Below are 13,317 nucleotides of genomic sequence, written 5' to 3'. Positions count from 1 at the left end.
GACGGCCATGAGCAGAAAGAAAAAGCCCAGGATGGAATACCGCTACTACGAAGCGCCGGAGAAATGTCCGGTGCTGGCGCTTCTGGGCGAAAAATGGGTACAGAACTACGGTTATCAGATTGATTACCTGCATTTTCATAATATGATGGAGATCGGCGTCTGCTATTACGGTGAGGGGACAATTGTCCTGGAAGATAAAGAAATTCCGTACGACGGGGGGGCATTTACGGTAGTACCAAAGAACTTTCCACATACGACAAACTCAAAGGAAAACAGTCTGTGCTCCTGGGCATGGCTGTTTATTGATGTGGAAGGCTTTATCACAAAGCTGTATAAGGATAATTCGCGTATGGCACAGAAGCTGATTTCCCGCATCAACCAGAGAGCTCATTACTCGAAAAATGAGGACAGACCTGAGGTGGCGGAGCTGATCAAACTGATTATTAAATGCATGGATGAAAAAGAGGAATTTTATCTGGAAGAAGTAAAGGGGCTGACGCGGGCGCTTCTGATGCAGATTGCGAGATGGAATGAAAAAGATGAGACGCAGGAAAAGAATGCCATTCTGGATGATGCCAGCATTGCCCTGATTCTTCCTGCGCTCAATTATATCGGGGAAAATTTCCACGAGAGCATCCGGATTGAAGAACTTGCGGATGTGTGCCACATCAGTGAGACACATCTGCGCCGTATTTTTCAGGAATCCATGCGGATGCCGCCGGTGGAATATATCAACTGGGTTCGGATCCGGGCAGCGTGCAAAGAGCTGAGAAAGACAAATGCCTCCGTAAGTGACATTGCACTGCACTGCGGATTCACAACAATATCCACTTTTAATCGTAATTTTCGAAAGATTCTCGGCGTTTCGCCCCAGCAATGGCGGAGGGCACCGGAACATTACGAGCAGAATTTGTTGAAATTTGACATAAAAACACAGGAAGGATGGTGAAACAAAGTGAAAATATCTATAGATAGTTGAAAATGCATAGGATAGAGTCGAATATGCGCACAACCGACGAAAGAATGTTGTTATAATTTGTACATGTTGAGGGGATAAAAACCTAAAAAATGTACAAAACAACCAAAAGACTTTTAGGCGATATATGTGAAAAAGTCAGGTTGTAAAATAACATCTTAAGGAGGATGTGCAATATGAGAAGAAAAATTGTATCAATCGTAATGGCATCAGCAATGGTACTTGGACTGGCTGCATGCGGATCCAGCGGAGGAACTACAACAAGCTCCAGCAACGGCGGAAACGATGCATCAGCAGCAGATGACACCACTGCAAAATCAGAGAGCAGCGACGTAGTAGAAGGTGGTTCAGATGATGACAACACCTTAACCGTATGGACCTGGGACCCGAACTTCAACGTTTATGCGATCCAGAAAGCAGCTGAGATTTACGCACAGGATCACGAAGGCTTTAAAGTAGAAGTCAGCGAAGTACAGTCCGATGACATTGAAACCCGCCTGACCACAGCAGTTTCTGCAGGAGACTTAAGTACTCTGCCGGATATCTTTCTGATGCAGGACAACTCCTTCCAGAAATATGCAACCAACTACCCGGACATTTTCACAGATCTGACCGATTCCGGTATCGACTTTGGTGAGTTCTCATCCGCAAAAGTTGCTTACTCTACACTGGATGGAAAGAACTACGGAATTCCGTTTGACAATGGCGCTGTGATCGAGTGCCTGCGTACCGATATGCTGGAAGAGGCAGGCTTTACCGTAGATGATTTCACAGACATTACCTGGAATGACTTTATGGAAAAAGCAAAAGTTGTCAAAGAGAAAACAGGCCAGCCAATCCTGACATCTCAGGCCGGATCTCCGGACCTTGTTATGGAAATGCTGCAGTCCTGCGGTGAGTCCCTGTTCAACGAGGACGGATCCGTAAATATTGTAGACAACAAAGCATTAAAACCAATCCTTGAGATCTACAGCCAGATGGTAAAAGATGGTACTCTGGTAGAAGTTACCGACTGGGATCAGTATATTGCATCGATCAACAACGGGACCACAGCAGGCGTTATCAACGGATGCTGGATCATGGCTTCCATCACAGCAAATGACGATCAGTCCGGTAAATGGGCGCTCACCAATATGCCAAAACTGGACGGCATCGACGGAGCAACCAACTACTCCAACAACGGTGGTTCTTCCTGGGCAATTTCTTCCAACTGCAAGAAAACCGATCTTGCCATTGACTTTATGAAATCTACCTTCGCAGGCAGCACAGCTCTTTACGATGACATCATCGCAAAAGGCGCTCTGGCAACCTGGGCACCGGCAGGAGATTCCGAAGCATATGCACAGCCAGTTGCATTCTTCAGCGATGATCCGGTTTATGCAAAAATCGTTGATTTCGCAACCAAGACTCCATCCAACATCACTGGAGCATTCTACTACGATGCACGCGATGCTGTCGGAACCGCACTTTCTAATATCATCCAGACAGGAGCAGATATGGACAGCGAACTCCAGACTGCACAGGAAACCGTAGAGTTCAACATGGGTAACTAAGATTTCTCATATTGTAAAAAAGTAGGACGATAAGAAACGGGTCTGCTTCTAGACAGACAGAAGCAGGCCCGTTCTGTATCTGCCCCGGGGTGGGCTTGAAAAATGATTTCTGCGGGAGAACATGCAATGTTGTCTGCAAAAAGATTTTTTCAAGCGTACCTCGCAGCGAAAAAAGAAAGGAAGATTCCATGAGCAGCCAGAAGAAAAAAGGAATGAACTTGGAAAGAAAACAGAATTTTACCGGATGGGTTTTTCTGCTTCCGGCAACGATTCTGATCGCATGGATGAGCTTTTATCCGATGATTCAGGCATTTATCCTGTCTTTGCAGACCGGTATGGGCATTAACCTGAAATTCAACGGATTTGCAAACTATGCGCGTATTTTAAAAGACCCGACCTTTAAACAGACTTTAAGTAACACCTTCCTCTACCTGATTATTCAGGTGCCGATCATGCTGATCCTTGGTCTGATGTTTGCATCGATGCTGAACAACAAAGATCTGCGTTTCAAGGGATTGTTCCGTACCTGTATTTTCCTGCCGTGCGCAACATCGCTGGTCTCTTACGCAATGATTTTCCGTTCCCTGTTTGCAAACGATGGATTTATCAACACCGTTCTGCGCGGACTTGGCATGCATCCGATCATGTGGTTCTCCAATGCCTGGACAGCCCGTGCCGTTATCATCATCGCATTGGTCTGGAGATGGACGGGATATAATATGGTATTCTATCTCTCCGGTATGCAGAACATTGAATATTCGATCTACGAAGCAGCAAAAATTGACGGCGCAAGCCCGCTGCAGACCTTCTTCAAGATCACCGTTCCGCTGTTAAAGCCGATGATCCTGCTGACCACGATTACCTCTACCAATGGTACGCTGCAGCTGTTCGATGAGTCCCTGAACCTGACAAATGGAGGTCCTGGAAAATCAACCATGACCATGTCTCATTACATTTACAACATGTCCTTTGTACAGAGTCCAAACTTCGGCTATGCGGCAGCAATGTCGATCCTGATCCTGATTATGGTTGCCATTCTGGCACTGCTTCAGATGAAAGTAGGTGACGAGCGATAATGGGAAAAACAAAGAAATTCTTCATGTATCTGGTTTTAACGGTAGCATCCCTCCTTTCTGTATTTCCGCTGTACTATATGTTCTGCGCGTCTACGAACAGAAGTATTGATGTTATTGCCGGAAAACTGATTCCGGGTACTTATCTGATGGAAAACTTCAAGTCACTGATTGCGCAGCAGAACCTGCGTCTTGCACTGTGGAACTCGTTCCGGAATGCAACGGTACTGACGATCCTTTGTCTTCTGGTCTGCTCAATCGCAGGTTATGGATTTGAAATTTATCATGACAAAGCGAAAGATGCGGTATTTACCGTGCTTCTGACTGCGATGATGATCCCGTTCGCAGCAATCATGATCCCGATGTTCCGTATGTTTTCACAGTTAAAAATGGTCAACACGATGGCAGCATTTATGCTTCCTTCGATTTCCACTCCGTTTATGATTATGATGTTCCGTCAGGCTTCCCGTTCTTTCCCGCACGATATCATCGAAGCGGCAAGACTGGATGGTTTAAGCGAGACAGGAATTTTCTTCCGCATGTATATGCCGACCATGAAATCGACCTATGCGGCAGCAACGATCATCACCTTCATGAATGCATGGAACAACTATCTGTGGCCAAAGGTTATCTTACAGAACAATGATTCCATTACCATGCCGATGCTGGTAGCGAACCTGCTCGGCGGCTACACTGTAGATTATGGCGTGCTGATGCTCGGCGTATTCATCTGTACGATCCCGACAGCAATCATTTTCTTCTGCTTCCAGAAGAGCTTCACAGAAGGTATCACAGGTGCTGTAAAATAAGAAAAAGAATCGAACAGAAAAGGTGGATATTTGGATGAATATCCACCTTTTTTCAAAAGATCAAAGAAAATAAAATTCCAGAAGGAGGAAAATAAAAATGGGTGTATTTCAGTATGAAAAAGTGAAGGACCCGACGTATTATGGAGAGAACCGGGTACCGGCGCATTCCGATCACAGGTATTATGGATCGGTGGAAGAAATGGAGCAGCATGTGGAAAACTTCCGTCACAGTCTGAACGGACTGTGGAAATTCCACTACGCAAAGAACTACGAGAGCACGATTCCGGGATTTGAGACACCGGAGTATGACTGCACAAAATGGGATGATATCCGCGTGCCGGCGCATATCCAGATGGAGGGATACGACGCACCGCAGTATGCCAATGTGCAGTATCCGTGGGAAGGAAGAGAAGAAATCCAGCCGGGCGAGATTCCGGAGCGGTTCAATCCGACGGCTTCCTATGTGAAATGTTTTGAAGTGCCGGATCAGATGAAAGGAAAACGGCTTTTTGTTTCCTTCCAGGGAGCAGAGAGCGGTATTGCCGTATGGCTGAACGGAACGTTCCTTGGCTACAGCGAGGATACGTTTACTCCGTCCGAGTTTGAACTGACCCCGTATCTGAAAGAGGGCGAAAATAAACTGGCTGCGCAGGTTTTCAAATGGACGAGCGGAAGCTGGTGCGAGGATCAGGATTTCTTCCGTTTCTCCGGTATTTACCGTGATGTGTATCTGTACACGATTCCGGAGGTTCACGTTTCGGATCTGAAAGTACAGACGCTGCTGGATGATACGTTTACGAAGGCAGATCTGGTCATTGATACGAAAACGATCGGAAAAGGAAAAGTGAAAATTACCCTGTCAAAAGACGGAACGGCACTGCAGAGCACCGAAGGTGTGCTGGATGGGGAAACACAGTTTGTTCTGAAAGTCGATCACCCGGAACTGTGGTCCGCAGAGACACCGGTGCTGTATGATCTTCTGCTGGAAGTCACCGCAGAGGATGGAACGGTGCAGGAACTGATTCCGCAGAGAGTCGGATTCCGCCGCTTTGAGATGAAAGACCACATCATGATGCTGAATGGAAAACGCATTGTCTTTAAAGGCGTCAACCGCCACGAGTTCAGCTCCGTATCCGGCCGTGTTGTTTCGAGAGAAGAGCTGATCAAAGACCTGACAACGATGAAACAGAACAACATCAATGCAATCCGTACCTGCCATTACCCGGATGCGGTCGGCATTTATGATCTGTGCGATGAATACGGTCTTTACATGATCGCGGAGTGCAACATGGAGTCCCATGGAACGAGAGATACGGATGCGGTACGAAACGGAGATTTCTCCGGTGTTGTACCATGCGACCGCCCGGAGTGGATGGACTGCATGCTCGACCGTGTGAATTCGATGTATCAGAGAGACAAAAACCATCCGGCGATTCTGATCTGGTCCTGCGGAAATGAATCGTTTGGCGGAAAAGTTATTTTTGAAATGTCCCAGCTGTACCGGAAGATGGACCCGACCCGTCTTGTTCATTATGAAGGAGTTAATGACGACCGCAGATACAACGACACCAGCGATATGGAAAGCCGGATGTACACGACGGTCAATGAAATCCGTGAATTCTTGTCGAAAGACAGAAGAAAACCGTATGTCTGCTGTGAGTATGCGCATGCGATGGGAAATTCCTGCGGCGCCATGAAGAAATATATGGATCTTGCCGAGGAAGAACCGCTGTTCCAGGGCGGCTTTATCTGGGATTATATCGACCAGTCAATCTACAAAAAAGACCGCTACGGAAAAGAATTTCAGGCGTACGGCGGCGATTTTGACGATCATCCATGTGATTACAATTTCAGCGGAAATGGTATTGTATACGGCGGCGAGCGCGATGCTTCCCCGAAGATGCAGGAAGTAAAATTCTGCTATCAGAACATTGCTGTGGATGTACAGAAAGACAAAGCAGTTGTAAAAAATAAGAACCTGTTTGTGAATACTGATGCGTTTGACTGCGTGGTAATTCTCGAAAAAGAAGGAAAGAAACTGAAAGAAGTGCCGATGGAAGTTTCCGTGGAACCGCTTTCCGAAAAAACAGTGGAGCTTCCGATTGCCGTACAGACACTTCCGGGCGAGTATGCGGTGACCGTTTCCTTCCGCCTGAAAGAAGATAACGTATGGGGCAAGCGCGGCCATGAAGTTGCATTCGGACAGGGTGTTTATGAAGTGGAAGCACCAGCGAAAGCAGAAAAACCGGCGAAATTTGAAGTGATCCGTTCCAACCATGATTTTGGTGTGCGCGGCGAGAATTTCGATGTGATGTTCTCCGATCTGAACGGCGGACTCGTATCGTACCGTTACGGCGGCGTTGAGATGATCAAAATGATTCCGAAACCGAACTTCTGGCGTGCGCCGATCGACAATGACTGCGGAAGCCTGATGCCGATGCGTTACAGCCAGTGGAAGATTGCTTCGATGTATCTGTCCCACAAATATCCGAACGGCAGCCATTATCCGGGACTGTATGCGCCGGAAATCGAAGTACACGAGGACTGCGCAGAAGTCAGCTACCGCTATGTAATGCCGACCACACCGGCGAGTGAGTGCCGTCTGACCTACCGTGTCTTCGGCGATGGAAGCATTCAGACGACGCTGACGTATGATCCGGTGAAAGAGCTCGGCGATATGCCGGAATTCGGCGTGATGTTCAAGCTGGATGCCGATTACGACCACGTTACCTGGTATGGCATGGGACCGGAGGAGACGTATGTGGACCGCTGCGCCGGAGCAAAGCTTGGCGTTTATAAGAATAAAGTCGAAGACAATATGGCGAAATATCTCGTTCCGCAGGAGTGCGGCAACAAGGTTGGTGTACGCTGGGCAACCGTGACGAACCGCAAGGGCCGTGGTATGATGTTCAGCGGCGACAAGATGGAATTTTCCGCACTGCCGTACACACCGCACGAGCTGGAAAATGCGATGCATCCGTATGAACTGCCGCAGGTACATTACACCGTTGTGCGCGTGGCAAAACAGCAGATGGGTGTCGGAGGAGACGACAGCTGGGGTGCACAGACCCATCCGGAATACCTGATTCCGGTTGACCAGAAACTGGAATTTACCTTTACATTCCGAGGCATTTGAGAATAAAAGGAGATTTTCATGAGACAGAATATAAATTTTGGAAAACTTCTGCATGGCGGAGATTACAATCCGGAACAATGGCTGGAATATCCGGAAATTCTGGAACAGGATCTTGCGTATTTCAAAAAAGCGAAAATAAATGAAGTTTCCCTCGGCATCTTTTCCTGGGCATTCCTGGAGCCGGAAGAAGGCGTGTTTGATCTGGAATGGCTCAAAAAAATGGTAGACCGCCTGTATGAAAATGGAATTTCTGTCATGATGGCTACACCGACAGCGGCAAGACCGCGCTGGATGGCACAGAAATATCCGGAAGTACTCCGCATGGATGCGATGCGGCAGAGAAATCTGTACGGAGAGCGTCATAACCATTGCTATACCTCGCCGGTGTACCGGGAAAAAACGAGAAAGATCAATACAAAACTGGCAGAAGCGTTCAGGGATCATCCAGGTGTCATTGCATGGCATATTTCGAATGAACTAGGCGGAGAGTGCCATTGTCCGCTCTGCCAGGAGGCATTTCGGAACTGGGTAAAACAAAAATATGGCAGTTTACAGGCCTTAAACCATGCATGGAACACGGCGTTCTGGAGTCATACATACCAGAGTTTTGATCAGGTGGAGAGTCCGTCGCCAAAAGGAGACGCATCGCTGCACGGACTGAATCTGGACTGGAAACGATTTGTAACAGATCAGACAGCCGATTTTGTGAAATGGGAGATCAGCGCGCTGCGGGATGCCGGTGCCAAACAGCCTACGACCATCAATATGATGTATGATTTCAAGGGACTGGATTATCACAAGTTTGCCGACATTGTTGATTTTGTTTCCTGGGACAATTATCCGACCTGGCACAAAGAAGCGGAAGCAGTTACGGCAGCAGATACGGCGATGCAGCATGATATCATGCGCAGTATCCAGAAAAAGCCGTTTTATCTGATGGAGAGCTGTCCGTCCGCAACAAACTGGCAGCCGGTCAGCAAACTGAAAAAGCCGGGCATGCTGCATGCCGCATCCATGCAGGCCGTGGCGCACGGATCAGACAGCGTCCTGTATTTCCAGATGCGCCAGAGTCGTGGAGCTTCCGAAAAGTTTCATGGAGCGGTGATAGACCATTATGGAGGAGATGACACCCGTGTATTCCGGGAAGTGACAAAGGTAGGAGAAACCCTGGCGCAGATGCAGGAACTTTCCGGTGCCATCTGCAGTCCGAAAGTGGCTGTGATTTATGACACCGAAAACCGGTGGGCACTGGAAGATGCGGCAGGGCCACGGAATCAGGGCCTGTTTTACAAAGAAACCGTGGAAAAATCATACCGCGCCTTCCGCAGACTCGGCCTGGATGTTGATGTCATCGATGAAACGCAGGGCCTTTCGGACTATCAGATCGTGGCAGCGCCTGTGGTTTATCTGCAGCGGGAAGGATGGGTGGAAAAAGTACGGCAGTTTGTGGCCGGAGGCGGCACTTTCCTGGCAACGTACTGGTCCGGAATTGTAGATGAGACGGATCTTTGTTTCCTTGGCGGAACGCCGCACGGACTGCTGGATGTAATGGGACTTCGGAGCATGGAGATTGACGGCCTGTACGATGGGGAATGGAACGAAGGAGTTCCGGTCCCGCAAAACCGTCTGCATCTGACCCGGACGTACCGGTGCAGCAATCTCTGTGAACTGGTGAAACCATCGACAGCAGAAGTGCTGATGACTTATGGAAAAGATTTTTATGCAGGAATGCCTGCACTGACAGAAAACCAGTATGGCGCAGGAAAAGCATATCAGATCTGTGCCGGTTTTGAACAGGGTCTGTACGATGAGCTCTGCGGAAAACTGGCAGAAGAAGCAGGTGTCACATCGGTGGTGAAAGAGATTCCGGATGGCGTGGAGGTTACAACGCGCGAAAAGAATGGAATCCGGTATGTGTTCGTACAGAACTTTAATCGGAATGCCGTGGAAATCAAACTTCCGGTCGAACAGTATCCGGTGTGGAACGGACAGTATGATGGAACAATCGGAAGCTGGGAAACAGTGGTGCTGAAAGAAAACAGTCCGAATTTCCGGGAAAAATAAAAAATAAAAATGTCTCAAAACAAAAGACTGGTTTTGAGACATTTTTTTTGCAAAAAACAAATGAATATCAGGCGGTTTCGGATTCTTCGGCGGAGAGTTTTTTCTTATAATTTTCTCCCCAGCTCCACATGGCATCCATGATTGGCTGTAGGCTGTAGCCCAGGTCGGTGAGGGTATATTCTACCCGCGGTGGAACTTCTGCATAAACTTTACGGCTGACGAGCCCGCTCTGTTCCATCTGACGGAGCTGGCTCGTCAGAACTTTCTGGGAAACGTGACCGATGGATTTTTTTAATTCGCCAAAACGTTTGGTGCCTGGCATCAGATCACGGAGAATCAGGACTTTCCATTTATCACTGATTAAGGTTAAGGTAGTCTCTACCGGGCAGGCCGGGAGATCGGCTAAAGATATGGTGCTTTTTTCGGGAACCGACATAGAAAACCTCCATTTCGTAAAATTTTCTCATAAAAGCAAGCGTGGAAAAAAATCCTGCGGCAGGAAATACTCTGTGGATATATGAAAAATCCACGGAAGACCCTGCATTTACACAATAGTTTCCTTTTGGTGACTACAGCACAATATTGTGCTTACTTTATGTTAAGACGCTTTGGGCTTATTATAAAACTATCGAAAGAAAAAAGCAATTCTTTCGAGAAAAAAGGTCTGAGCGCATTTGAGAAAAAGATCCGAAGCGCATTCGAAAAAGGCCGAAAGCAAATCATAAGAAACAAGCTCAAAAACAAAATCAAAAAACGAAAATGGAGGACATCATCATGAGTAAAGTAGTAGAATTCTTAAAAGAAAACCCGGTACAGTATTTAGCAACTGTAGGACGCGATGGAAAAGCAAAATGCCGTCCGTTTATGTTTATTGGCGAAATGGAAGGAAAACTGTGGTTTTGTACCAACAACACCAAAGATGTTTATAAAGATATGCTGGCAAATCCGGAAATTGAAATTTCCACTTCCAGCCCATCCTATGCATGGATCCGTCTGAACGGAAAAGCTGTATTTGAAAACAACATGGCTGCAAAAGAAATGTGCATGGGAAATCCGATTGTAAAGGGCCAGTACCAGACCGCAGACAACCCGATTTTCGAGGTATTCTATCTGAACAATGCACACGGTGTAATCGCAGACTTTTCCGGAAACCCGCCGTACGAGTTTTAATCTGTCGCTATGAATTTGAAGTAAAAAGAGAAAGGAATCTGCCGCTATGGAGAGAAATGATTATCTGAAGATGTTAGTAGAGGAGATGCACTCAACCACGATGGCGACGATCGGTGCAGACGGTCATCCACAGACCCGTGTGATCGATATGATGCTGTGGGACAAGAAAGGAGTGTATTTTCTGACGGCAAAAGGAAAAGCCTTTTATGCACAGCTAATGGAGCAGGGCTATGTGGCAATTTCTGCGACGAAAGATAAAAAAGCAGTCTCTCTCCGCGGCAGAATCCAGAACATCCACAGTGAAAAGCTGGATGAAATTTTCGGAAAAAATCCATACATGCAGAAAATTTATCCCGGCGATACACGCGCGGCACTTGAGGTGTTCCGCGTGTACGAGGCCGAGGGAGAATACTTCGACATCAGCGATCCGTCGCATATCGTGCGGGACACGATCCTGATCGGCGGCGCAGAGCAGTCGATGGCTGGGTACGAGGTGGGAAACGAATGCATTGGCTGCAAGCTCTGTTTTTCAGTCTGTCCGCAGAAATGCATCGACATCACCCGCATCCCGGCCGTCATCGACCAGCACCAGTGCCTGCACTGCGGCCGATGCGCGGAGACGTGTCCGAGAGGAACGATTCGCAAAAGAGGGCAGTAGTCCCCTTATTTTAGCTACAGATTTTATGGGAATAGTGATAAGATAAAGTCTATAGAAACGATGGAAATGAGGGAATAACATGAACCAGAGTGAACGAAGAAATTTTCTGATCCAGTCATTGCTGGAAGAGAGCCGGGAGTACCGCGGAATGCAGATTCCGTCTGACAGCACCGGGCAGAGACAGCTTCTGCGGGGGCTGATGAATGTGCGCATGGTGAAAAAGAGCAGTGCAGAATTTCTGAACATTCAGGATGCGTATCTGCAGGAGGAGACGGCAAAAAAGGGCGTGACGAATGTCGACGACCTTACGCCGGTGCAGCAGGGGCTGTATCTCTGGCAGGGCGATATCACCGCGCTCCGGTGCGATGCGATTGTGAATGCGGCGAACAGCGGGATGACCGGCTGTTACGTGCCGAATCACCGGTGCATTGACAACTGCATCCATACGTTTGCGGGTGTGCAGCTTCGGCTGTACTGCGAGGAGATGATGGAAGCGCAGGGCCATGCGGAGCCGACGGGGCAGGCGAAAATCACGCCGGCGTATAATCTGCCGTGCCGCTATGTGCTCCACACGGTTGGACCGATTGTGGGCGGCCATCTGACGGAAACACACTGCCGGCAGCTGGCGGACTGCTATCGGTCGTGCCTGTCACTTGCGGCGGAGAACGGACTGAAAAGCGTGGCGTTCTGCTGCATTTCCACTGGAGAATTTCATTTTCCGAACGAGAAAGCAGCGGAGATTGCCGTTGCGACGGTGAAAGAGTTTCTGGCGCAGAAAGAGACGAGCGTGGAGAAGGTCATTTTCAACGTGTTCAAGGACCGCGACCGGGAGATTTATGAGGAGCTGCTGGGAGAAAAGTAATCGCTGAAGAATGGGGAACAAAAGCAGAAAGAAAAGAAGAGGTGAATTTGTGATGTTTGAAAGTTGGAAAGAAAGAGAATTTGAAAAAAAGATGGAGCGTTTTCGCACCGCACTGCAGGAAAAAAACACGATTTTAATAGGAGCCGGGGCTGGGCTTTCGACATCGGCCGGATTTACCTACAGCGGTGAGCGGTTCCGGAAATATTTTGCAGATTTTGAACAGAAATACGGTTTCCACGATATGTATTCTGGCGGCTTCTACCCTTACGATACGCTGGAAGAATACTGGGCGTACTGGAGCAGATACATTTACATCAACCGTTATCAGGACGCGCCAAAACCGGTTTACCAGAAACTGCTCAGCCTGATGAAAAATAAGAGCTATTTTGTTATCACCACAAATGTAGACCACTGCTTTCAGAAAGCCGGATTTGATAAAAACCGTTTGTTTTACACGCAGGGAGATTACGGCCTGTTTCAGTGCTCTGAGCCGTGCTGCAAGGAAAAGTATGACAATGAAGAAATCATTCGAAAGATGCTGCTTGCCCAGGGGTATCAGATCCTGGAAGACGGAAGCCTTGTTCCGCCGGAGAACGGAAACCTGAGCATGCGGATCCCATCCGAACTGGTGCCGTACTGCCCACACTGCGGAAAACCGATGAGCATGAATCTGCGCGCGGATGACACGTTTGTGGAAGATAAAGGCTGGCATGAGGCATCCAGCCGACGCATCGATTTTCTGCTTCGTCACAACAGAGGCCATATCCTGTATCTGGAACTCGGCGTGGGATACAACACGCCGGGAATCATCAAATATCCATTTTTCAGCATGACAGCAGAAGATAAAGATAATCTTTATGTCTGCATCAACACCAGCGATATGCGTGTCCCGGATCTGATCCGTGACAGAGCGGTGTGCATTAAAGGGGATATTGGGGAAGTGCTGGATCAGATCTGAGACGGAAAAACATATAATATTCGAGAAAATTAATCACGTCACTTACGTGACGAGATGA

The 13,317-nt window shown here is 47.9% G+C and carries 11 protein-coding genes; 10 read left to right on the top strand and 1 reads right to left on the bottom strand.

The annotated features are described in order from the left end of the window. The first annotated feature begins 7 nt into the window (after positions 1-7). From DW769_RS06020 to DW769_RS05995, 6 genes are all read left to right on the top strand, one after another. Positions 8-949, top strand: coding sequence for an AraC family transcriptional regulator (locus DW769_RS06020; protein ID WP_243001870.1), 942 nt, complete (start codon positions 8-10; stop codon positions 947-949). Positions 950-1,152: 203 nt separating this feature from the next. Further along, on the top strand, positions 1,153-2,529 hold the full coding sequence (locus DW769_RS06015) for an ABC transporter substrate-binding protein (RefSeq protein WP_118750109.1): 1,377 nt from the start codon (positions 1,153-1,155) through the stop codon (positions 2,527-2,529). Between the two features lie 212 nt (positions 2,530-2,741). Further along, positions 2,742-3,605, top strand: coding sequence for a carbohydrate ABC transporter permease (locus tag DW769_RS06010; protein WP_243105421.1), 864 nt, complete (start codon positions 2,742-2,744; stop codon positions 3,603-3,605). After that, a complete protein-coding gene (locus DW769_RS06005) occupies positions 3,605-4,411 on the top strand; it encodes a carbohydrate ABC transporter permease (protein WP_243026074.1) in 807 nt (268 codons plus the stop codon). The genes DW769_RS06010 and DW769_RS06005 overlap by 1 nt, the downstream gene beginning before the upstream one ends. A gap of 97 nt (positions 4,412-4,508) precedes the next feature. Beyond that, positions 4,509-7,547, top strand: coding sequence for a glycoside hydrolase family 2 TIM barrel-domain containing protein (locus DW769_RS06000; protein WP_118666674.1), 3,039 nt, complete (start codon positions 4,509-4,511; stop codon positions 7,545-7,547). 18 nt (positions 7,548-7,565) lie between these two features. Then, the gene (locus DW769_RS05995; RefSeq protein WP_118595793.1) at positions 7,566-9,611 is read left to right on the top strand and encodes a beta-galactosidase; all 2,046 of its coding nucleotides are present in this window, start codon (positions 7,566-7,568) and stop codon (positions 9,609-9,611) included. Positions 9,612-9,678: 67 nt separating this feature from the next. Here DW769_RS05995 and DW769_RS05990 read toward each other — a convergent pair whose 3' ends face one another. Continuing rightward, positions 9,679-10,047 carry a winged helix-turn-helix transcriptional regulator gene (locus DW769_RS05990; RefSeq protein WP_118750108.1) on the bottom strand — a complete coding sequence of 123 codons (369 nt, stop codon included), beginning with the start codon at positions 10,045-10,047 and terminating at the stop codon, positions 9,679-9,681. 338 nt (positions 10,048-10,385) lie between these two features. Between DW769_RS05990 and DW769_RS05980 the strand changes: the two genes are divergently transcribed. The 4 genes from DW769_RS05980 (at position 10,386) to DW769_RS05965 (ending at position 13,259) form a co-directional block, all read left to right on the top strand. Continuing rightward, entirely contained in the window at positions 10,386-10,781 is a 396-nt protein-coding gene (locus DW769_RS05980) for a pyridoxamine 5'-phosphate oxidase family protein (RefSeq protein ID WP_117801882.1), read from the top strand. Between the two features lie 46 nt (positions 10,782-10,827). After that, the gene (locus DW769_RS05975; RefSeq protein WP_117801883.1) at positions 10,828-11,439 is read left to right on the top strand and encodes a pyridoxamine 5'-phosphate oxidase family protein; all 612 of its coding nucleotides are present in this window, start codon (positions 10,828-10,830) and stop codon (positions 11,437-11,439) included. A 79-nt stretch (positions 11,440-11,518) separates the two neighbouring features. Next, a complete protein-coding gene (locus DW769_RS05970) occupies positions 11,519-12,301 on the top strand; it encodes a protein-ADP-ribose hydrolase (protein ID WP_118601282.1) in 783 nt (260 codons plus the stop codon). Between the two features lie 52 nt (positions 12,302-12,353). Further along, positions 12,354-13,259, top strand: a complete 906-nt coding sequence (locus DW769_RS05965) for an SIR2 family NAD-dependent protein deacylase (RefSeq protein ID WP_243105428.1) — start codon at positions 12,354-12,356, stop codon at positions 13,257-13,259. Positions 13,260-13,317: the final 58 nt, after the last annotated feature.

It is taken from the genome of Blautia sp. AM29-29, assembly GCF_003480555.1.
Lineage (GTDB): Bacteria > Bacillota > Clostridia > Lachnospirales > Lachnospiraceae > Fusicatenibacter > Fusicatenibacter saccharivorans.
The sequence above is the reverse complement of the archived record's forward strand: the minus strand, read 5'-3'. Positions and strand labels throughout refer to the sequence as shown.

Excerpts from the sequence above, each read along its gene's own strand:
- DW769_RS05970 (WP_118601282.1), top strand. The coding sequence starts at position 11,519 with ATGAACCAGAGTGAACGAAGAAATTTTCTGATCCAGTCATTGCTGGAA.
- DW769_RS05980 (WP_117801882.1), top strand. The coding sequence starts at position 10,386 with ATGAGTAAAGTAGTAGAATTCTTAAAAGAAAACCCGGTACAGTATTTA.
- DW769_RS06015 (WP_118750109.1), top strand. The coding sequence starts at position 1,153 with ATGAGAAGAAAAATTGTATCAATCGTAATGGCATCAGCAATGGTACTT.
- DW769_RS05975 (WP_117801883.1), top strand. The coding sequence starts at position 10,828 with ATGGAGAGAAATGATTATCTGAAGATGTTAGTAGAGGAGATGCACTCA.
- DW769_RS06005 (WP_243026074.1), top strand. The coding sequence starts at position 3,605 with ATGGGAAAAACAAAGAAATTCTTCATGTATCTGGTTTTAACGGTAGCA.
- DW769_RS06020 (WP_243001870.1), top strand. The coding sequence starts at position 8 with ATGAGCAGAAAGAAAAAGCCCAGGATGGAATACCGCTACTACGAAGCG.
- DW769_RS05995 (WP_118595793.1), top strand. The coding sequence starts at position 7,566 with ATGAGACAGAATATAAATTTTGGAAAACTTCTGCATGGCGGAGATTAC.
- DW769_RS06000 (WP_118666674.1), top strand. The coding sequence starts at position 4,509 with ATGGGTGTATTTCAGTATGAAAAAGTGAAGGACCCGACGTATTATGGA.
- DW769_RS06010 (WP_243105421.1), top strand. The coding sequence starts at position 2,742 with ATGAACTTGGAAAGAAAACAGAATTTTACCGGATGGGTTTTTCTGCTT.
- DW769_RS05990 (WP_118750108.1), bottom strand. The coding sequence starts at position 10,047 with ATGTCGGTTCCCGAAAAAAGCACCATATCTTTAGCCGATCTCCCGGCC.
- DW769_RS05965 (WP_243105428.1), top strand. The coding sequence starts at position 12,354 with ATGTTTGAAAGTTGGAAAGAAAGAGAATTTGAAAAAAAGATGGAGCGT.